This window comes from Paenibacillus sp. 01T424, assembly GCF_056398745.1.
In genome coordinates this window covers 294,475-315,072 of record NZ_JBFTPZ010000001.1, presented here as the reverse complement: position 1 = coordinate 315,072, position 20,598 = coordinate 294,475, and the positions used below count along the sequence as shown (strand labels likewise).

21 protein-coding genes are annotated in these 20,598 nt (G+C 45.4%); 16 read left to right on the top strand and 5 right to left on the bottom strand.

The features are described from left to right. Window positions 1–11 precede the first annotated feature (11 nt). From AC1DPK_RS01220 to sda, 5 genes are all read left to right on the top strand, one after another. The gene (locus AC1DPK_RS01220) at window positions 12–1,358 is read left to right on the top strand and encodes an extracellular solute-binding protein (RefSeq protein ID WP_477509008.1); all 1,347 of its coding nucleotides are present in this window, start codon (window positions 12–14) and stop codon (window positions 1,356–1,358) included. Between the two features lie 14 nt (window positions 1,359–1,372). Then, on the top strand, window positions 1,373–2,167 hold the full coding sequence (locus tag AC1DPK_RS01215) for an HAD family hydrolase (protein WP_477509007.1): 795 nt from the start codon (window positions 1,373–1,375) through the stop codon (window positions 2,165–2,167). Next, window positions 2,157–2,498 (top strand): DMT family transporter, encoded by a 342-nt coding sequence (locus tag AC1DPK_RS01210; RefSeq protein WP_076267561.1) that lies wholly within the window; start codon window positions 2,157–2,159, stop codon window positions 2,496–2,498. The genes AC1DPK_RS01215 and AC1DPK_RS01210 overlap by 11 nt, the downstream gene beginning before the upstream one ends. 27 nt (window positions 2,499–2,525) lie before the next feature. Beyond that, complete coding sequence (locus tag AC1DPK_RS01205) at window positions 2,526–3,356, top strand: metallophosphoesterase family protein (RefSeq protein WP_441876753.1); 831 nt, start codon at window positions 2,526–2,528, stop codon at window positions 3,354–3,356. 330 nt (window positions 3,357–3,686) lie between these two features. Then, complete coding sequence (gene sda / locus AC1DPK_RS01200) at window positions 3,687–3,830, top strand: sporulation histidine kinase inhibitor Sda (protein WP_076267563.1); 144 nt, start codon at window positions 3,687–3,689, stop codon at window positions 3,828–3,830. A 31-nt stretch (window positions 3,831–3,861) separates the two neighbouring features. On the opposite strand, the gene AC1DPK_RS01195 is transcribed toward sda, so the two are convergent. Together AC1DPK_RS01195 and AC1DPK_RS01190 are read right to left on the bottom strand one after the other, a co-directional pair. Next, window positions 3,862–4,101, bottom strand: a complete 240-nt coding sequence (locus AC1DPK_RS01195) for a hypothetical protein (protein WP_441876756.1) — start codon at window positions 4,099–4,101, stop codon at window positions 3,862–3,864. Window positions 4,102–4,218: 117 nt separating this feature from the next. Continuing rightward, on the bottom strand, window positions 4,219–5,220 hold the full coding sequence (locus tag AC1DPK_RS01190) for an NAD(P)/FAD-dependent oxidoreductase (protein WP_076267565.1): 1,002 nt from the start codon (window positions 5,218–5,220) through the stop codon (window positions 4,219–4,221). A 333-nt stretch (window positions 5,221–5,553) separates the two neighbouring features. On the opposite strand from AC1DPK_RS01190, the gene AC1DPK_RS01185 reads away from it, so the two are divergent. Together AC1DPK_RS01185 and AC1DPK_RS01180 are read left to right on the top strand one after the other, a co-directional pair. After that, a complete protein-coding gene (locus AC1DPK_RS01185) occupies window positions 5,554–6,747 on the top strand; it encodes an NAD(P)/FAD-dependent oxidoreductase (RefSeq protein ID WP_477509006.1) in 1,194 nt (397 codons plus the stop codon). Then, the gene (locus tag AC1DPK_RS01180) at window positions 6,747–7,019 is read left to right on the top strand and encodes a hypothetical protein (protein WP_076267567.1); all 273 of its coding nucleotides are present in this window, start codon (window positions 6,747–6,749) and stop codon (window positions 7,017–7,019) included. Before AC1DPK_RS01185 ends, AC1DPK_RS01180 begins: the two co-directional genes overlap by 1 nt. Window positions 7,020–7,148: 129 nt before the next feature. Here the strand turns inward: AC1DPK_RS01180 and hemQ are convergent, their stop codons facing one another. Beyond that, window positions 7,149–7,895, bottom strand: a complete 747-nt coding sequence (gene hemQ, locus AC1DPK_RS01175; protein WP_076267749.1) for a hydrogen peroxide-dependent heme synthase — start codon at window positions 7,893–7,895, stop codon at window positions 7,149–7,151. Between the two features lie 164 nt (window positions 7,896–8,059). Here hemQ and AC1DPK_RS01170 point away from each other — a divergent pair, with 164 nt between their 5' ends. The 8 genes from AC1DPK_RS01170 to AC1DPK_RS01135 all read left to right on the top strand — a co-directional run bounded on the left by AC1DPK_RS01170 (window position 8,060) and on the right by AC1DPK_RS01135 (window position 16,631). After that, window positions 8,060–8,350, top strand: a complete 291-nt coding sequence (locus AC1DPK_RS01170) for a YuiB family protein (RefSeq protein ID WP_076267568.1) — start codon at window positions 8,060–8,062, stop codon at window positions 8,348–8,350. Between the two features lie 208 nt (window positions 8,351–8,558). Next, on the top strand, window positions 8,559–10,088 hold the full coding sequence (locus tag AC1DPK_RS01165) for a replication initiation and membrane attachment family protein (RefSeq protein WP_339204420.1): 1,530 nt from the start codon (window positions 8,559–8,561) through the stop codon (window positions 10,086–10,088). Window positions 10,089–10,109: 21 nt separating this feature from the next. Further along, the gene (gene dnaI, locus AC1DPK_RS01160) at window positions 10,110–11,066 is read left to right on the top strand and encodes a primosomal protein DnaI (RefSeq protein WP_076267750.1); all 957 of its coding nucleotides are present in this window, start codon (window positions 10,110–10,112) and stop codon (window positions 11,064–11,066) included. A 388-nt stretch (window positions 11,067–11,454) separates the two neighbouring features. Then, window positions 11,455–12,561, top strand: coding sequence for a sulfate ABC transporter substrate-binding protein (locus AC1DPK_RS01155; protein WP_477509005.1), 1,107 nt, complete (start codon window positions 11,455–11,457; stop codon window positions 12,559–12,561). A gap of 34 nt (window positions 12,562–12,595) precedes the next feature. Then, on the top strand, window positions 12,596–13,429 hold the full coding sequence (gene cysT / locus AC1DPK_RS01150) for a sulfate ABC transporter permease subunit CysT (RefSeq protein WP_477509004.1): 834 nt from the start codon (window positions 12,596–12,598) through the stop codon (window positions 13,427–13,429). 17 nt (window positions 13,430–13,446) lie between these two features. Further along, window positions 13,447–14,331 carry a sulfate ABC transporter permease subunit CysW gene (gene cysW / locus AC1DPK_RS01145; RefSeq protein ID WP_339204419.1) on the top strand — a complete coding sequence of 295 codons (885 nt, stop codon included), beginning with the start codon at window positions 13,447–13,449 and terminating at the stop codon, window positions 14,329–14,331. A gap of 24 nt (window positions 14,332–14,355) precedes the next feature. Continuing rightward, entirely contained in the window at window positions 14,356–14,598 is a 243-nt protein-coding gene (locus AC1DPK_RS01140) for a YezD family protein (RefSeq protein ID WP_076267573.1), read from the top strand. Window positions 14,599–14,696: 98 nt separating this feature from the next. After that, on the top strand, window positions 14,697–16,631 hold the full coding sequence (locus AC1DPK_RS01135; protein ID WP_477509003.1) for a dihydroorotate dehydrogenase: 1,935 nt from the start codon (window positions 14,697–14,699) through the stop codon (window positions 16,629–16,631). 77 nt (window positions 16,632–16,708) lie between these two features. Here the strand turns inward: AC1DPK_RS01135 and AC1DPK_RS01130 are convergent, their stop codons facing one another. Then, entirely contained in the window at window positions 16,709–16,855 is a 147-nt protein-coding gene (locus AC1DPK_RS01130) for a YqzM family protein (RefSeq protein WP_144376731.1), read from the bottom strand. Between the two features lie 208 nt (window positions 16,856–17,063). On the opposite strand from AC1DPK_RS01130, the gene uvrC reads away from it, so the two are divergent. After that, entirely contained in the window at window positions 17,064–18,968 is a 1,905-nt protein-coding gene (uvrC, locus tag AC1DPK_RS01125; RefSeq protein WP_339204416.1) for an excinuclease ABC subunit UvrC, read from the top strand. Here the strand turns inward: uvrC and AC1DPK_RS01120 are convergent. Beyond that, a complete protein-coding gene (locus tag AC1DPK_RS01120) occupies window positions 18,934–20,592 on the bottom strand; it encodes a CPBP family intramembrane glutamic endopeptidase (protein ID WP_477509002.1) in 1,659 nt (552 codons plus the stop codon). The genes uvrC and AC1DPK_RS01120 overlap by 35 nt on opposite strands. Window positions 20,593–20,598: the final 6 nt, after the last annotated feature.

Here is a 20,598-nt window from a genome sequence, read left to right as displayed (position 1 = left end):
AATCAATTACAATGTTGAAAATGAAGCAAGGTTTAGCTCTGATGATGGTAACCAGTTTTGCGGTACTGGCAGCGTGTGGACAAACAGCAGGAAATACGAAAACGAATAATGGAGCTAATGCAGATCCAACCAATGAGGCAAGCGAAGCTCCTGCTCCTAAAGAGCCAGTTACGATTGAGTTCTGGTATGGGCTTGGCGGCAAGCTTGGCGAAACGATGAAGGAAAAAATCGACTTATTCAACAACTCGCAGCAGGAGGTAATCGTGAAAGGGATCGCCCAAGCGGATTACTCCGAAACCGAGCAGAAGCTCCAAGCTGCGATTGCAGCGAAGCAAGCGCCTGCTGCTGTTCTTTCCTCTAATATGAACTGGGCAAAAAAAGGATTATTCGCTGACATGAGCGAATTAATTGGTGCTGACTCTTCTTTCAATAAAGAAGACTTTGTACAAACATTTCTTGAGCAAGGACAGCTGGACGGCAAACAATATTTCCTTCCGATGTATGGCACGACGCAGGTCATGTATTATCGCAAGGATGCACTTGAGAAGAGCGGACTTACAACAGAAGATTTTAAGACATGGGAAAGCTTAGCTGCTTCGGCGTCGAAGATGGCGGTTAAAGCGAATGGAAAAACAAGCTTCTACGGCTGGGAGCCGATGTGGGGCATGGAAAATATGATGGATGCTGTATTAGGCAAAGGCGGTACCGTTCTAAGTGATGATGGCAAAACCGTGATGATTGACTCTCCAGAATGGGTTGAGACATGGGAGATGTTCCGCAAATGGATTCATGAAGATAAAGTGATGACGATCCACTCCGGCGGCCAAGGATGGGAATATTGGTACAAAACGATCGACGATGTTATGAAGGGACAAGCTGCAGGCTATACGGGATCAAGCGGCGATCAAGGTGATCTTGATTTCAATATCGTTGGGGCAATGGAGCAACCGGGCTGGGACGGCATAGGTGCAGGCAAACCTGTTGCAAGTGCAATTATGGCAGGCATTCCATCTGGCGTTAGTGAAGAACAAAAAGAGGCGGCATACAAATGGCTTACGTTCTTCTCTGAAACGAAAAATACCGCATCATGGTCGATTGGTACGGGCTATATCGCAGTTCGCTCATCCGCACTTGAGGACGAGGAATACAAAGCATTCAGCGAGAAAAACCCTCAAATTAAAGTGCCGCTTATGCAGGCAGCTCATGCATCTGCGCCATTCCAGGACCCGACAGGCGGCAAAATAAACGATTCGCTTAAGATTGCAGCTGATAAAGTGCAAATCGGAAATGTTTCTGCTGAGAAAGCGCTCAAGGAAGCGAAGGAAGCAGCACAGAAGGAGCTCGACAGATTAAAATAGGAGGAATTGTTAATATGCCTGACTTAATAATAAATAATCGAGCATACAAGGTGTCAGGCATCTTGTTTGACAAGGATGGAACGCTGCTGGATTTCATCGGGATGTGGGGCAGCTGGAGCGAGTTCATATTCATTGAGCTAAAAAATCAGCTAGAGCACCGAGGAATTCCTTTTCAGCTTGATCGAATTCCTAGCCTTTGGGGCACGAAACATGATGCTGACAACAAGATCATCGATTATGATCGAAATGGTCCGCTTGCTATGGGCACGATGAATGACTTGTATGCAGTGCTTGCTTGGCAGTTGTACAGCCAAGGCGTATCGTGGGCAGAAGCGATGGAGCATGTTCAGCATTGCAAGAAGCAAGCGGATATTGAGCTGGAGCTCTCGCGCCCAGCTCTCCCGCTGCCTGGAAGCATTGATTTTCTGGATAGCTGCAGAGAGCATGGCATTAGGCTTGGCGTTGTCACTGCTGATGAAACGGAGGCTGCAAAAAAACATTTGGAGTGGCTTGGAATTCGCAATTATTTTGATGTCGTAATCGGCACTGATTTGGTTGAGCGAGGCAAGCCGTTTCCGGATATGATGCAGCTGGCCTGCCAGAAGCTTGGAATTGATTGTTCGGAGGCTGCGATTATAGGCGACACTAATGGAGATATGCGGATGGGACATGCGGCTGGGGCTTGTGTAAAAGTTGGTATCGCAGATGTTGCCGAAGGATCTCGCGTCCACAAGGCGCTTCCTAATGCAGATGAAGTTATTGCTTCTTATAGTGAACTAACGATTAGGAGACGAGTGAATGAAGAGTGAAATGGGCTGGGGATGGACATTTCTTCTTCTCGCTATCGTATTAGAGCTGTCAGGAACCGTTTCTATGAAATATTCAGCGGGCTTTTCACGATTTTGGCCCTCTGTACTCATGTTTTTGTTTTATGGTGTCAGCTTCACGATGCTAAACTTCGCTCTATCTTATATGAATGTGAGCGTTGCCTATGCGATCTGGTCAGGTATTGGCATTATTCTCATTACGATTGTCAGCGTTACGATTTTTCATGAAAAGCTGCCTATTACCTCATTGCTCTGGATCGCTGTTATCGTTGTTGGAGTAGTGGGCTTGAATATGAGTGTAAAAAACCATTAAATGCAAGCAGAAAGGGAGAGGAATAAAATGCTGTCTCCAATTATTAGTTTTCAAGTCATTACGGACACCCATGTTACGAATGACCGGGATCATATTCACAATAAGCATTTCGAGCAAGCGCTTCTTGATATTGCTGCATATGCCTCTAACAGTATAGGCATAATGCATGTTGGAGACGTGACGGATCATGGACTCCGACCTGAATATGAGGAGTTTACCCGCATTTGGGAAGCAAACAAAGCAGGACTGCCAGAGATGCTGCTTACGTATGGCAATCATGATATTTTTTTAGGTGAATGGAGCAATCAACTTAAACTCTATGAATCTAGCACCGGCATGAAAGGTCCATATTATGATAGATGGCTGGAGGGCTATCATTTTATTTTTCTTGGCTCGGAGCAAGGATTAAAGGATTTCGCCTATTTGAGTACAGAGCAGCTTGACTGGCTTGATGAGCGTCTTGGTGAGCAGGCATCAGCATCAAAGCCGGTATTTTTGTTCCTGCATCAGCCGCTGAAGGATACGGTTGCCGGCTCGCTCGAGGAGCAGGGCTGGTATGGTGTGACTCAGGACAAAGAATTGAAAGCAATATTGAAAAAGCATCCTCAGACCATCATGTTTAACGGACATACCCATTGGGAGCTGGAAGCGGGACATACCTGCTTTGAAGGAAAAGGTGAAACGGCGACCATATTTAATACGGCATCGGTCGCTTATTTATGGACGAATGAGGACGAGTACAAAGAGGGCAGCCAAGGTTATCAGGTTGACGTGTACGCAAATAAGATTATTGTGCGCGGCAGAGACTATACGACTTCCTCATGGATCGAAAACGAGCAGTATGAATTGAATTGGTAAGGAATCATTTCTCATATGAGCCCCAATTGGGGCTTTTTTTATGTGATTGTATGTGGGCTAGTGTAGGAAATAGGGAGAGGTTTCAATATATTCCATTAATAGATTCATATAAAGCGATTAAAGTTTTTTATTGAGAGGATGTAAAAAAGACCTGTGGATAACTCTATCCACATTATCCACCTTGATAATGCTTAAAATTCGACGTATATACACATGCTATTCACATCGTATCCACAACATCTTGTGTATAACCGGGACTGTTGTCCTTCTAATAGTGCCATGCTACTATGAAAAAGTAGTAACCAAAGTATGGAAGAAAGGGTGTGTAGTATGGAGCTACTGTCTGACGAAATGTTAGTAGACACTTATTATGCAGCTGTGCAGTTTGAATTGGAACCCGAGTTTATTCGAATGTTAGCCATCGAAATGACACGCAGACGACTCAAACCAGAAAACATCAAAATTACAGCATAAAAAGTCGCGATTCTTCAAGATAGCAGAGCGACTACATTTCCTTCACCCAAACCTCGGCAGTAAGCTTGCAGGCCTGACAATATACAAGATGCTTGCAAGATAAAGAGTTTTGCACATGCACACTATTTATGAGCGGCTCGTCTTCGATCTGTTCATAGGGAGCGTAAGGGCTCGTCAGATCAGATGCACGACCGCAATCGATAACTGCGCTATCGCAAGAGGAGCAGCGAACATGCAAATATTGAAAGCCATTACAAACAGGACAAAACATAAGGGTATCCTCCTAGGCTCACCGTGCATATGAATGCAATAGGTGTATGATTGAGCTAAGCCAAGGTTAGGATACCCTTATGTTTATTTTTTTACCGTTATGATCAATATAAATGCGCTAAAGCTTCATGTTGCTGCTATGTCCTGGGGAGAGCTTTGCTCCGGGATCAACATAAACCTTAGCGTTATTAATAGCAGTAGGGGCTTCTCCGAAACCAACAGCGATCAGCTTGAGCTTACCGGGATAAGTAGTCACATCGCCGGCTGCAAAGATTCCAGCAATATTCGTTTCCATACGGGTATCAACGATAATCGACCCGCCTTGAATTTGAATACCCCAATCAGCAATCGGACCGAGTGAAGAAATAAAACCAAAGTTGACGATGACGGCATCGACTTCAAGTTCAATTGTCTCTAATGTTTTGACGTCGGACAACGTGACTTTCGTAATGCTCTCCTCACCATGTAGCGCTGTAATTTCTTTTGGTGTAAGGATGTTAACTTTCGAATTCATTAAATTCTCAACGCTATGCTCATGCGCTCTGAATTTGTCACGACGATGAATTAGCGTAACGCTCTCAGCAATGGGCTCCAGCATGAGCGACCAGTCAACAGCTGAGTCGCCGCCGCCGCTTATCAACACCTTTTTCCCCTGAAAACGCTGCAAATCACCCACAAAATAATGAAGGTTTTTCTTCTCAAATCCAGCGGCCTCAGGCAATTCAAGCCTCCGCGGCTCAAATGCACCAACACCGGCAGTAATAATGACCGCTTTAGCATAATGTTTTGTTTTGTCTGTTATAATTTCAAAGAGACGTTCATCAAGCTTGTTTACGTTTAATACCTTTTCCTCAAGGCAGATTTCCTGCTGAAAATGAGTAAGCTGCTCTCGTAGACGGTCAACTAGTTCTTGTGCCGTTACCTTAGGAAATCCAGCAACATCATAAATGTATTTTTCAGGATAAAGCGCTGCAAGCTGACCGCCTAGCTGGGGCATGCTTTCGATGAGCTTAACTGAAGCTTGGCGCATACCGCCATAGAAAGCAGCAAACATTCCTGCAGGCCCGCCTCCGATGATTAAAATATCGACGGGATCTACTGCTGATTCAGGGTTTGACATTGTAGCCACCTCCACGTTATAAGCTTTACGACTTCAATTATAAACTTTCCAGATATAAGAAGGAAATATTTAATTTGTATAGAGTTCTAAACAATTTCGTATATTTTGCCCTTGAACTTTGCCCGAAAACTCTGTAGAATTTCTGATGTATGTTATGCATGGGAGTGGTTGCATAAAACGTCGAAAGTTGTCGGTTTAATGCCATAGGCTCATTGATAAAAGCACTTTAATTAGAACACACTGAACTCATCATTATAAATATTCGGTTTAGCATGTGTAATTTTTCACAAAGTATAAATACAAAGATAAATAAGGAATGGATGGGATTAAACGATGAGTAACATACCTAAAATCGTTATTCTTGGCGCAGGGTACGGCGGCATTTTGACCGCACTTCGACTGCAAAAAGAATTAAATTACAATGAAGCTGACGTTACGTTAGTTAATAAACATGATTACCACTATATTACAACACATCTTCATATGCCAGCGGCAGGCACGGATAATCCGGAAAATGCACGGGTGAGCATTTCGAAATTGATCGATGAATTTAAAATCGACTTCGTGAAATCAACAGTCGTTCAAATTCGTCCGCAAGATAAAAAAGTGATTCTTGAAGACGGTACTTTGTCTTATGATTATTTGGTCATTGGTCTTGGAGGCGAGCCTGAGACTTTCGGAATTCCAGGCTTAGGCGAACATGCAATGAATATTCGCAGCATCAACTCTGTTCGTTTGATTCGCGAGCATATCGAGTACCAATTCGCGCGCTTCAAACGTGAACCGCATCGTACGGATTATTTGACGTTTGTTGTTGGCGGTGCAGGCTTTACGGGAATCGAGTTTGTTGGAGAACTCTCCGACCGTATTCCTGAGCTGTGCAAGCAATTTGACGTAGATCCTGCGCTTGTAAAAATCTACAACATCGAAGCAGCACCAACGGCGCTGCCAGGCTTTGATCCTGAGCTCGTAGAGTATGGGATGGATGTGTTGACCAAGAAGGGTGTAACGTTCCGTATTGGCACAGCCATTAAGGAATGCTCGCCAGAGGGTGTAATCGTTGGCGAAGGCGAAGAAATTAAGTCGGCAACCGTGATCTGGACTGGCGGTATTCGCGGCAATCGCCTCATTGAGGAAGCTGGCTTCGAAACGATGCGCGGACGCGTGAAGGTGGATGAATTCCTTCGTTCCCCGAGCAATGAGAACATTTATATCATTGGCGACAACTCGCTGATGTTTAATCCAGAAGGCCGTCCTTATCCGCCGACTGCTCAAATTGCAATGCAGCAAGGTGTCGTATGCGCACATAACCTTGTCGCTTCCATTCGCAATCAACCACCGAAGAGCTTCACGTTCAGCAACAAAGGAACGGTAGCATCACTTGGCAAAGGCGAAGCAATCGGAGTAGCTTTTGGCAAAAAATATAAAGGCCGCGTAGCCGCATGGCTGAAAAAAGCGATCGACCTTCGTTACCTGTTCATCATCGGCGGCATTTCGCTTGTACTTCGCAAAGGGAAGTTTCTATAATGAGACATTGCAGCGTACAAGTCCGCGGATTGCTGACCAGAGATGAGCTGGATCGTTACAATGCATTGATGGAAGTCGGCTCCTTCTTAGAATCGCAAACACGATACGACTTGGCCTATACGGTGCAAAAGGAAGTTGACCTCCTTATTCAGCCGGCGATCGAACGGTTGAAGGACAAAGGCCGCGCTCGTGACCGAGCTACGCAAGAGTATTTGGAAGCGAAGCGGCTTGGTCTTGAAAATAATGACGAAGATGACGACGACGATAATTAAAATAATGGCTTTCGCTCATTGGAGCAGCAACGAAACTGCTCCAAGGCGGAAGCCTTTTTCATTCAGTTGATTCTCTCGGAAAAAAAGAAGCCCAAGCCATTTGAAGAAAAGGCTTGGGCTTTCTTTCTATTATATTTTCAGCAAAGCTTGGAATTTTTCTGCATTCAAGAAATTGCCGACATAAAAATCACCGAAGTCAGCGTAACGAGCGCTCACTTCATCAAAGCGCATTTCATAAATCAGCTTCTTGAATTGCAACGCATCATCGGCGAACAGTGTAACGCCCCATTCCCAGTTGTCGAAGCCGACAGAGCCGGTAATGATTTGTTTAACTTTGCCAGCGTATTGACGACCGATCATCCCGTGGCTGCGCATCAACGTTTTACGCTCGTCCATTGCGAGCATATACCAGTTGTCTTGTCCATCCCGGCGCTTGTTCATCGGATAGAAGCAGATGTGGTTTGCTTTTGGCAGTGTCGGCTTCAATCGAGCTATAATATCCGGGTTTTGCATCGGATCAGAGCCCGGTTGTGCCATGTAGTTGCTCAGCTCTACAATGCTGACATATGAAAATACCGGATATGTAAAGCTTGCGAATGTTGTTTTGTTAAACGCCGTTTCAAGTTCGTTAAGCTCCTCTAGTGTTTCACGCAAATGCATGAATACGAAGTCTGCTTTTTGACCAACGATTGAATAAACGGCTGTACTGCCTTCTTTATTTTCCTCCACTGTGGTCCATTGCTGCAAAAACGTTTGCAGCTCGTCCAGCGCGCGGCTGCGTTCACTTTCATCGGCTAAGCGCCAAGCGGTCCAATCCACACTGCGGAAATCATGCAGCGCGTACCAGCCTTCTAATGTTTGTGCTGCTTCACTCATCGTATAAATGCTCCCTTCAAGCTCCATAATGATGCTCTAATCATTGTATCGTAAGGAGGGCGGAGTGAGCAAATGGCGGTCTTGTGACATTTGTCCTCATATAATTGACTTCCATCTAACCATTAATTAAACTAATAAACGAGAGTGTGAAAGGGGAAGTTTGGATGCTTCAATTAATTATTGCAACCGTGCTGTTTTTAGTTATGATGTTCGGCATTGGCTTTATTTTGAATATGTTGTTAAAAACAACGTGGTTCCCGATATATTTATTTGTTATCGCATTAATTGTATTAGGCATTTGGGCTCCGTGGGATCAGTCGGCGTCAACGACGATTGAAAACTTTGCTCACTACACGGTTTTTGATTACATACCGGTAATTGGAGCGCTAATCGGCGCATACGTAAGCGGATGGGCGATTCAGGCGCTGCGCAAGGGCGGCTACAAAATGTTTTAAGCCAAGTAAAAACGCCTTCAGCGTCCACTGGATGCTGAAGGCGCTTTGACGGAGAAATATAAGATAAGCAGAAGGAACGAATGATATGCCTTCTTATATTTGAAAAAAAAATCCCTCCTTCGGGGGATTTTTCTATTTTCCGACTCGTCCTGAACATCGGTTTTTATGTTAAAATGATAGAATGTTAGTGAAGGATGGAGCTGATGCTATGCGCATCAATAATATATTGCAGTACACGGAACACCACCGATATTACATTTTTCGCGATTTTTCGCTAAGCAGCCTCGACTACAAAATGCTGTCGCTAATCTATCAGCCGATGATTGGCGCATTTGCCGTCGCATTTTACCAGCAGCTGTATCATGGCATTGCCGAAGGCACCTCGGGCTACTCTTCGATTGAGCCGCAGCGCAAGCTATTTCTTGGCTTAGGGCTGGAGATGAACGAGCGCGGACGCAAGCATCTTATCGAACAGGCTTCGAAGCTGGAGGCTGTTGGATTGCTGCAAACGTCACGTTTAGGCGTTCCTGATAATGCAGATGTTATTTATGAATACGAGATGTCGCAGCCGTTGTCGCCAGTCGAATTTTTTCGCAACATGCATTTAACGATGCTCTTGCGCGATAAGGTTGGCAAGTATGCGGTAATCTCGCTTCGAGAATCATTTGGCGCTAATGAACCGGATGAGCTGGCAGGAGCGAAGTTAACGAAAGAAAATATATCCGTGCCTTTCTATGAGCTGTTTAAGCTTAATATGCAGTCCGTAGACAATGAGCTTGAGCAAGCGTTGACAGAGGTTGCGCCATCGCGGCAATCAGCCGCTAGGCCGGCACAAGCAACAGCAGGCATACCTTATGGAGAAATTATTTTGCGTTTTCCTCGTAATTCCGCCAATCGGCGGTTCGTGGAGCGGCTGCGAAGTGATGAAGAACAACTCTCACAGGTGAACTATGTAGCTTACAAATATAATTTGGCTGTAGTGGATATATGTCGTTTGCTTGATGAGGATGGCATTTTTGGAGAGAGCGGCACACTGAATGTTGACGAGCTTCAACTGCGGGCTAATCAATTTTATAGGCAGGACAAGAAGCGGGAAGGCGAACGGCAGCGAGCGCTGTCACGCACGCAAGTTGTTGCGGACGAGGAGACGGTTGATCCTGATGAATTGACCGAGGAATACGAAGTGCAAGAGCAGCATTATTTGCAAGTTCCAAATCAGCTTAGCGGCCGCTGTGATGTTCAGCAATATAATATGCTGATGCGAAATGAACCACATACACGGTTTCTTCAGCGCTTTTTCCCCGGAGCAGTACCGGATTGGATTGAACGAGTGTTTGAACGCATCGACCTCAATTATAAATTAGCTGCCCCTGTTATAAACGTACTTATACATTATGTTATCGGAGCTAACGATGCGCAGCGGGTGACAAAAACATTTTTAGATGCCGTAGCATCGAACATGCTTGTGAAACAAATCGATACATTCGAGAAAGCTGTGCTTTATGTGCGAGAGCAAGCGCAGGTGGAGCAGGATAAGGAGCGCCGCAAGGAAGCTGCGACCAGTTACGCTGGCGGAGGCTATAACGGCTCGAAAGGCGGCTCCAGAAGCGGAGGCAGCAGGGGCACATCCCGTAAGCCTTCTATTCCAATCGTACAGGAAGATCAATCGGCTTCGGCAGTTTCGGCCGATGAGCTTGAAGAGCTGTTGAAGCTGGCTCGGAAATTAGACGGTAAATGATAAAGGCGGTGTAAGCAGATGATGGAGTCGATGGGCGAATTGCTGAAGGCTTGGCCTTCCGGCAAAGCCTTTACGGAAAAGGCGGAGCATAAGCTGACTGAGCTGCTTGCAGAACCGCTTGTTGAGAAGCTTCGCGTTAAATATCCGGATTTGGATGAGCAGACAATCCGTCTTAATTTGAATCGGGTTTATCAATATGTGACGGAATACAGGAACTGTACCAATTGTCCGGGCTTAGACAATTGCCCGAATGATTTTGAAGGCCACTATACGCTGCTTAGTTCTGATACGGTGAATGGACTAACGCAGTTATATGACCGTAAGGTAGCATGCAAGAAATTTAACGCTCGTCAGAATGAGGATCAGATTAGAAGCCGGATCAGAAGCTTCTACATAGACGAGAAGGCGCTGCAGCGCGGCTATTCGTCAGCTGAGATTATTACGAGAGATCTTGAGCGTGCAAAGGCGGTTGGGCAGGTTCAGAAATATATCGATCGCACGAAAGAGCATGGCTTGCAGGAGGAAGGCTTGTATTTGGCAGGCCGCTTTGGTACAGGCAAAACATTTTTAATGTGTTATTTGCTTCATGAGCTTGCGAAGGCTGGATATTCTGGAGTGATCGTCTACATGCCTGACTTTGTAGAAGATCTGAAGACGCTCATGCATGAGCCTGGCAAGCTGAAGGAAACGGTCGAGATGATGAAGGAAACCGACCTGCTTATCTTTGATGATATGGGCGCGGAAAATTTAAATCCATGGGTTCGCGATCATGTACTAGGCGCGATCTTGAATTATCGGATGCAGCGCAAGCCAACGTTCTACACCTCCAACTACGAGCTGGAGGCGCTGGAGAGGCATTTTAGCTTTACGAGCAAGGATGGCGATGAGTTGCATAAGGGACAGCGTATAATGGACCGTATACGGCCTTACGTTGAAGTCGTCATGGTTACCGGTGAAAACAAGCGCGGACAAAAGTAATTGATTAAAGCTTTGGTTAACGGATTCCTATTCGAGGAATTTGTTGACCAAAGCTTTTATTTTTGTTTAAGGCTGGCAGCGGCATCAAGCTTTATCTCAGTATGGTTGAAAGCGTATTCAGAATGAGCGCTGTTTTTATACTGTGTCGTTCGTTCTGCTAGCATATAAAGCTTTCTTATAGGACTTATCAATTATTTGAAATTAAGTATTGACAGAAAGTGGGGCTCGCTGGTAAGATTCTTCCATAACCAACTAAGCAGGTAGGAATAATGTTTTCCGACCGGACGAACCGGAGCAAACACCTATCCAGGAGAAACATCCTCACAGGAAGTAAACTTCATAAATGTTTCTGAAAGCCTGTTAATTTAAAAAAGGGGTGTATGGAAAGATGAAGAAAATTACTCATGTTCGTTCCGTTGTTATTCTATTGGCATTAGTGCTTGTATTGGCTGCTTGCGGTCAAGGCGGCAACAACAAAACAAACAAAGAAACGAATAAGCCTACTAACGAGGCAACTAATACAGCTGCAACAGACGCACCTACGGATAAACCAAAACCGCCAGTTGAGTTTTTGAATGTATCCTACGATCCTACTCGTGAGCTTTATGTAGCATTTAACGCGGCATTCTCGAAACATTGGAAAGCGGAAACAGGTCAAGACGTGACGATAAAACAATCGCATGGCGGGTCTGGTAAACAAGGCCGCGCAGTTATTGATGGCCTGAAGGCGGATGTTGTAACACTTGCACTTGGTTATGACATCGATGCAATCGTTGAGCCAGGGCTAATTAATGCGGATTGGCAATCAAAGTTTGAGCACAACAGCGCTCCTTATACATCAACAATCGTATTTCTAGTTCGTAAAGGAAATCCAAAGGGCATTAAGGATTGGAACGATCTAATCAAGGACAAAGTTGAAGTTATTACGCCAAATCCTAAAACATCTGGCGGAGCTCGCTGGAACTATCTTGCTGCATGGGGTTATGCGCTCAAGCAAAATGGAAATGACGAAGCAAAAGCACAGGAGTTTGTTACACAATTATTTAAGCATGTACCTGTACTGGATTCCGGTGCACGCGGATCAACAACAACGTTTGTAGAACGCGGCATTGGCGATGTACTGCTTGCTTGGGAGAATGAAGCTTTCCTATCGATCAATGAACTTGGTCCAGACAAATTCGAAATCGTATATCCTTCTTTAAGTATTCTTGCTGAACCTCCAGTTGCTGTAGTGGATAAAGTGGTAGACGAGCGCGGAACTCGTGAAGTAGCGGAAGCTTACTTGAAATACCTTTACACAGAAGAAGGCCAAGAAATTGCAGCTAAAAACTACTACCGTCCAATTTCGGAGACAGTTGCTGCAAAGTATGCAGATCAATTCAAAACTCTAGAATTGCTCACGATTGATAAAGATTTTGGCGGCTGGAAAGAAGCGCAAACCAAACACTTTGCAGACGGCGGCATTTTCGACAAAATTTACACACCAGGCTCATAATGCAAAGCATAAACAAGATTGGAGCTGACTTCACATGAAAGGTTCCAAGCCCCGTAAGGTACTGCCGGGTTTTGGTTTGTCGCTTGGATTCACATTGTTTTACCTTAGCATTATTGTATTGATTCCGCTGACTGCCGTTTTTTTCAAAACGGCAGAGCTCAGCTGGTCGGAATTCTGGAGCACGGTTACGAATGCTCGTGTCGTTGCATCTTATCGAGTCAGCTTTCTAACCGCATTTTTTGCCGGACTTGTTAATGCGGTATTTGGCCTATTAATCGCTTGGGTGCTCGTTCGTTATCAGTTTCCAGGCAAAAAAATCGTCGACAGTTTAGTGGATCTGCCATTTGCACTGCCAACTGCAGTGGCTGGCATTGCTTTAACTGCGATCTATGCACCGAATGGTTGGATTGGCTCATTGCTCGCACCGCTCGGTGTCAAGGTTGCTTACTCCCCGCTCGGTATTACCATCGCATTAATATTTATTGGACTTCCATTTGTTGTTCGTACGGTACAGCCGGTGCTGCAGGATATGGAGAAAGAAACGGAAGAAGCGGCAGTTATGCTCGGAGCCTATCGTTTAAGAACCTTTTGGAAGGTCATCTTGCCTGAGCTGTTGCCAGCACTACTAACTGGTTTTGCTCTAGCATTTGCACGAGGTATCGGAGAATATGGCTCGGTCGTGTTCATATCGGGCAATATGCCGCTGAAAACAGAAATTACTCCACTGCTCATCATGACGAAGCTGGAGCAATACGATTACGCTGGCGCTACTGCCATTGCACTCGTAATGCTCGTTGTATCCTTCCTGATGCTGCTAGTCATTAATTTACTGCAGTGGCGAATGAATCGCCGCACAGTATCAGACTAAGAAGGGAGCTCATACAAATGGCTGGAGCAATTACAGTACACACGAATGCAGAAGCTTCCAAACGTCCGAGGCATATTACAGAATCAGGTCCCGTAAAATGGCTGCTTATTATCATTGCGATGCTGTTTCTTGGATTAGTTGTCCTGCTGCCGCTGGCATCGGTATTTGTTGAAGCTTTAAAAAAAGGTGTAGGCGTATACATTGATTCGATTACAGAGCCGGATGCTTTGTCGGCGCTTAAGCTCACGCTTATCGTTGCATTAATCGCAGTTCCTGTGAATACGGTCTTTGGTATTGCTGCGGCCTGGGCGATCAGTAAATTTCGCTTTCGCGGTAAAAATATTTTAATTACGTTAATCGATTTGCCGTTTGCTGTGTCGCCAGTCATTTCTGGATTGATCTATGTGCTGTTATTTGGCGCACAGGGCTTTTTTGGTCCTTGGCTCGATGAGCGTGGCATCCAAATTATATTTGCAGTTCCTGGAATCGTACTTGCAACCGTGTTTGTTACGGTCCCCTTTGTTGCTCGCGAGCTTATTCCGTTGATGCAAGCGCAGGGCGTCCAAGAAGAGGAAGCAGCTGCAAGCTTAGGCGCTAAAGGCTGGCAAATCTTTTGGAAGGTTACTTTGCCAAACATCAAGTGGGGGCTATTGTATGGCGTTATTTTGTGTAATGCACGAGCAATGGGCGAGTTCGGCGCTGTATCTGTCGTATCCGGCCATATCCGCGGAGAAACGAATACGCTGCCGCTGCATATTGAGATTTTGTACAACGAATATCAATTTTCGGCCTCATTCGCCGTTGCTTCTTTGCTCGTCATGCTAGCGGTCGTAACGATGATCGTGAAGAGCATTGTAGAGTGGAAGTCTGGCACGCAGAAGCCAGCGGAGAAAGCTGAATAAATGACAATAATGGAGGGGTTTGAAATGGCAAAACCGCTAGAGTTAGATGCGCAATGGCTGGAGCGTATTTCTGAACAAGTAACGGGTCTTAATTATGGGCATGTAACGATCACTGTTCATGATGGAAGAATTGTACAGATCGACCGGACGGAAAGAACACGTTATGATGGTCCCTCTCAGAAGCAGCAGGTTCCGTCCGAATCTTCACAGCAATCGAAGCAGCGGGACAATTCATCAACGGGTGAAGCGCTTAGAATTGTGCAGTAGCTCCCTAATAGATTCGATAAAAATACAACAAACCCAATGCCGCGCAGGCATTGGGTTTGTTGTATACTGGAAGAAAAGTATCCATAAGGAGAATATTAATGCCGGATTGGTCCTATCAGTCCTTGTTTCGACCTCTTTTATTCAGGCTTCCTTCTAGGCTCAGCAGAACACTGACTCTAAAAGCAATGGGAACGCTGAGCAGCATCCCAGGCGGTACTTTTGTCATTCGTACACTTGGGCATATGGAGCCATCACCTTACTTGGAGCAGAAGCTAGCAGGCATTTCCTTAACTACAAGTGTGGGATTGTCAGGCGGTCTAGACCCGCAAGGAGTGGCGCATAAAGCGCTGGCTCAGTTTGGAATCGGTTTTATCGAGCATGGTCCAATCACCGTCAAGCAAATTATGAGTGATAAGCCTATAACGAATGACATCCTAAATGAAACCATTCGATATCCAGATTATTATGAAAACGACGGTGTAGAGCAATATGCTGAGCGTATGGGAAAGCCCGGACATTCGTTGCCGCAGCTGGCAAGAATTGCTCCAATGCCGCATGCTTCTTGCGAGCAGGCTCTAATCGAACTTAAAAGCATGCTGGTGCAGCTAAATGCAGCGGGTGCGGCTGGTTTTTATGTTGATGTCCTGCATTCATCAAGGAGCCTCGAAGAAGCCCTCACTATTTTGAAAGGCATAGCCGGATACGCTTCTGCACAACCGCATGCTAATAAACCTTTGTTTATTTATGTTTCGCCTGACTTTTCTAATGACAGCTTGGTCTCCCTGCTCCAGGCAGCAGAAGGTGTATGGAGAGGCGTAGTCATTGGAGAAGCAATTTGCGAAGATAACAACGAGGGCTATGGCGCCTGCGTGGGTAAAGAGGCCAAGGCGCTTACTTTGGCCAAAATAAAGCTGCTGCGAAAGGAATGCTGTTCCCACTTGCTAATCAAAGCGGGCGGGGGCGTGCATGAGCCGCAGGATGCGTTAGATTTGCTGAAAGCAGGCGCTAACGCCGTTCTACTTCACAGCGGGCTGATTTATGCAGGGCCTGGTCTGCCAAAACGGATTAATGAAGCTGTCATTTATGAGCAGGTCCGAGATCTTCCTGCGCAAGTGACTCCATCATTCTGGAAGCATTGGGGCTGGATGCTCCTGCTTGGAATCGGCATGATTATTGGCGGGATATTGTCTTGGATTATTGCTGCGACTACGGTGCTGCTGTCCTATGACTTGAATTTTATAGACATGACGTTGGACGAGCTGAAGCAAGTCAACCATCATTTGCTGCATTTTATGTCTCATGACCGAATTACGCTTTCCGGTACGATGATTACAATCGGCATATTGTATGTTCAGCTGGCTAGACATGGATTAAAGCATAGTCTGCACTGGGCTCGAACGGCTCTGATGACGTCGGGTATTGTTGGGTTTTTAAGCTTTTTCTTATTTCTTGGATACGGTTATTTCGACCCGCTGCATGCGCTTGCTGCTGCTGTTTTGTTCCCGATGTTTCTGCTATCCATGCGCAGAAATCCGGATCGGCCCTATCGCTTGCCAGTTAATGTTCGTAATGATCGATTATGGCGTTTGGCGATGTATGGACAATTTTGTTTTGTTGTTTTGGGCTTTGCGCTGGCTGTAGGCGGTTTAACGATCGCAGGCGTTGGGATTACAGAGGTGTTCGTACAGTCGGATTTGGTTTATTTGAATACGACGCATAACGAGCTGAATGGGGCGAACTTGAAACTCATCCCGTTAATAGCCCATGATAGAGCAGGATTTGGCGGAGCGTTGTTCTGTGCTGCGCTGGCCATTCTTATTATTGCGCTATGGGGAATCCAGCAGGGATCGCGCTGGATATGGTGGACGCTGCTGCTTGGCGGAGCACCGGGCTTCTATGCGGGCTTAAGTGTTCATCTATCCATCGGTTATATCGATTTTTTGCATCTTTCACCTGCGTTGTTTGCGTTATTGCTTTATATACTCGGACTTATTTTCTTGTATCCTTATTTAATGATAAAGCAACAAGCATAGCGGAATTATATCTGATTTATCAGCTGCGTATCGTTGATAGGCAACAAAAAAAAGGAGCAGCTCGCTGCTCCTTTTTCTTATGAAATGATGAATTTCACGATTACAGCAACAGCGAAAATGACGGTCATTAAACCGAGCATGCCGCCAAAGCCGAACACGACGTCCATCAAGTCATGGCGAGGCTCTTCGTTAAAATGCTCGCGCGGGTCTCTTACGTTTTCCATCGTTGACGTCCTCCTTGAAAAAGACCGATTGCGTAAGTAACAACCAATTTACGGTCGTCTTTATGTAGTATCGGTTTATTCAACTTATATTAGTATACTCAAACAGATAAACAGTTGTAAAGCCAGAACCGGTGACAATTGTAAAACAAAGTATAGCCGAGTTATGATAAAATATGAACAGAATCATTTGGCAGTCGGAGGCGAGAGCATGGATCATCAGCAAACGGATCGGGAGCAGGCAGAGCAGCAGCTTGCAGAGGCAAAAGAGACGATACGGAACAAACTAGCTTTGCTCCCGGATCAATCAGGCTGTTACCTCATGAAAAACAGCGAAGGCGTCATCATTTATGTAGGCAAGGCAAAAGTGCTCAAAAATCGCGTGCGTTCTTATTTTAACGGCAGCCACAACGGCAAGACGCAGCGGCTTGTATCTGAAATTCGTGATTTTGAATTCATTGTAACCTCTAGCAATATGGAAGCACTCATTTTAGAATGCAACTTAATTAAACAATACCATCCAAGATATAACGTCCTGTTAAAGGATGATAAAACGTTCCCCTATATCAAAATTACGAACGAGAAACATCCGAAGCTCGAGGTCACAAGACGTATCATTAAAGACAAGGGCAAGTACTTTGGCCCTTACCCGAATGCTTATGCCGCTCAGCAGACAAAGAAGCTTCTGGACCGGCTATATCCACTTCGCAAGTGCAAGACACTTCCAGATAAGGTGTGCTTGTATTATCATCTAGGACAATGTATTGCACCGTGTGAATTTGATGTACAGCAGAGCGAATATGATCGGATGATTCAAGAAATTTCAAAGTTTTTGAACGGCGGTCAAGATGTCGTGAAAAATGAGCTGCAGCGCAAGATGGAGGAAGCAGCCGAGAAGCTCGAATTTGAACGGGCGAAGGAGCTTCGGGATCAGCTTATTGCAATCGATGCGGTCATGGAGAAGCAGAAGATTACGATGTCCGATGCGCTTGACCGTGATATTTTTGGTTTTGCAGTAGATAAGGGCTGGATGTGCGTTCAAATATTGTACATGCGCCAAGGGAAGCTCATTGAGCGGCACGGCACAACTTTTCCTTATTACGGGGAAGAGTATGATGATTTCATGACATTCGTTACGCAGTATTATAGCGATAATCCGGCATTGCCTAAGCAAATCCTGCTGCCAATACCGCCTGAGCTGGAAGCGGTGGAATCAGCGGGCGGAGTGGCAGCAGTTGATGAGGCAGCCGCTACGCACGCTGACGATGTCATTGCATCCTTGCACAGCTGGCTGAAGGTTAAGGTGCTTATGCCGCAGCGCGGACGCAAGAGCGAGGTCGTAACGATGGCTATCGATAATGCAAGGGTGATGCTGGACGAGAAATTCAGACTCATCGAACGAGATGAGGAACGAAGCGTTAAAGCGTCAGAGTCGCTTGCAGGATGGCTAGGACTGGATGAAGTACGCCGAATCGAGGCATTTGATAACTCCAATATTCAAGGTACGAATCCAGTTTCGGCTATGGTTGTCTTTACGGACGGCAAGCCAGACCGCAAGGAGTACCGTAAATACAAGGTTAAGACAGTACAAGGTCCAGATGACTACGAAACGATGCGCGAGGTCATACGGCGCCGCTACGAGCGTGTGGTGAAAGAGGAATTAGCTCCGCCGGATCTGATTGTAGTCGATGGAGGCAAAGGGCAAATATCAGCGGCGCTCGACGTGCTTGAGAATGAGCTTGGGTTATACATCCCGGTTTGCGGTCTTGTGAAGGATGCAAAGCATAAGACAGCGCAGCTTATGACTGGAGATCCTGCGGAGATTGTTCCTTTGCCAAGGGACAGCCAGGAGTTTTATTTGCTGCAGCGCATTCAAGATGAGGTGCATCGCTTTGCGATTACATTCCACCGCGAGCAGCGCGCCAAATCCATGGTGGAGTCGAAGCTTGATTCGATTCCGGGCATTGGCGAGAAACGACGCAAGCTGCTGCTCAAGCATTTTGGCTCGATCAAAAAAATAAAAGAGGCCTCAGTCGAAGACTTCCGGCCTCTATCTATTGGTGATAAATTAGCTTCGCAAATTATAGCTGCCCTAGGGGAGGAGTCGTCGTCATAGACGGCTTCTTCTCTTTTTTGTGACTTAAATATTTTAGAACAAATGCAATCAGTACCGGCAGCACGGAGAAGAAAATAGCCGAGATTATGTTCGGTGCTGTTCCAATAGTGAGCAAGGATAGGCCAACTGCAACGCTGTTGAAGATGGCATGGGTGAACATGGCTGTAATGAAGCCGTATCTGACGAAGATAAAGCTGAACAACAGCCCGATAATCATCAGCTCAAACAATCTCGTCGTAGACGGATAAAAAGGATACATCACATGGCCGAGCGCCCAGAAGAAGGTAGGCAGCAGTGCTGCGGCAAACGTGTTTTTAAACCACCTGCGAAATAGTCCAATACCGAAGAAGCGGAATACGGCTTCTTCGCCAATTGCGGCAGCCCAAGCAAGCACGGGCATCAGCCAAAGAATGCCCATATTGTATGGGGATTGTGAGGCATCTGATGTTTCCCAAGTGCCAATGGACAGCTTCAAGGCGATAAAGATAACCGATTGAATTGCGAATAAGATGATCGCGAATAAATAGGACAAGCCGACGCTGCGCCAAACATAATCGCCATACCCTCTTTGACCAAAACGCGGCCATAAAGCGCGGCCCTGCGCCTTCCAGAGGCCGTCTCCGGCAACAATGGATACATAAATGGAACCTGCCATTGGAATCGCTAGCAGAACACTTACGATGGCAGTGATCGAAACGGTAGCGCCTGCCATATCCGTCTCGCCGAGCGTAGCCCGGATACCATCCAGAACGTTTAAATTCATGATCGTATAAGTAATTAAATAAATGATCGTTAATACGATTCCGTATTTAAAGGATGTATGTTTTCGATACAAAACGGAGTAAATAATAGCTAAGACGAATAAAACGAAGCTCATGAACAGATAACCGATAGAGGTAAGGTATCCAGCTATTTTATCTTGTTTCTCTACATAGTTTATGTAATCGGATGGTGCTTTAAATGTAGGTTTATATCTCGTAATGACCGTCTTTTCATTAATGTTAAGAGCATCTAAAGTGATCATAAACTGTGCATTTTTCATTTCATATCCAGAGAGAGGCATTGCGACCAAATCACCATTTGCATTCAATGATCCAGCTGGTTTCATTTGTTTGTTAATTAAAAATTGTTCACTGTTGAATGATTGATTGTTCAAAAATGTTTTAACCACTTTTTGCATTTCATCTTCTGTTAGTCTTTGACCGTCGAGTTCATCAAGCTTCAAGTTCCAAGCTACGACTTTCCCGCTGTGCATATGCAGATAAACATATCCGCTGCCGCCGCCTACGAATTTAAGATCAACCTGAAACGTATCTGTAGGAAACCTAGGGTCATATTTATCCGTATATGTTTTGACTAGCTCATATTTAGATAAGTAGCCATTCATAATTTTATCGGTTTGATGTACAGCTTTAGCTGATTTCACCTTCAAGCCTGTTTCTTTTTCAACAAATGCAGACGCCTTATCCTCCGCCGCTGATTTCGTAATGACCTTGGTATTCATTTCGCCAGATGAGATAGCTGTAATCATTGGAACGATTTGTACGGCTCCATAAATAATAAAGCAAGCAACTGCTGCCCATATAAATCGTTTCCATTCATTGGGTTTAATAGAATCAATCATAGTTTC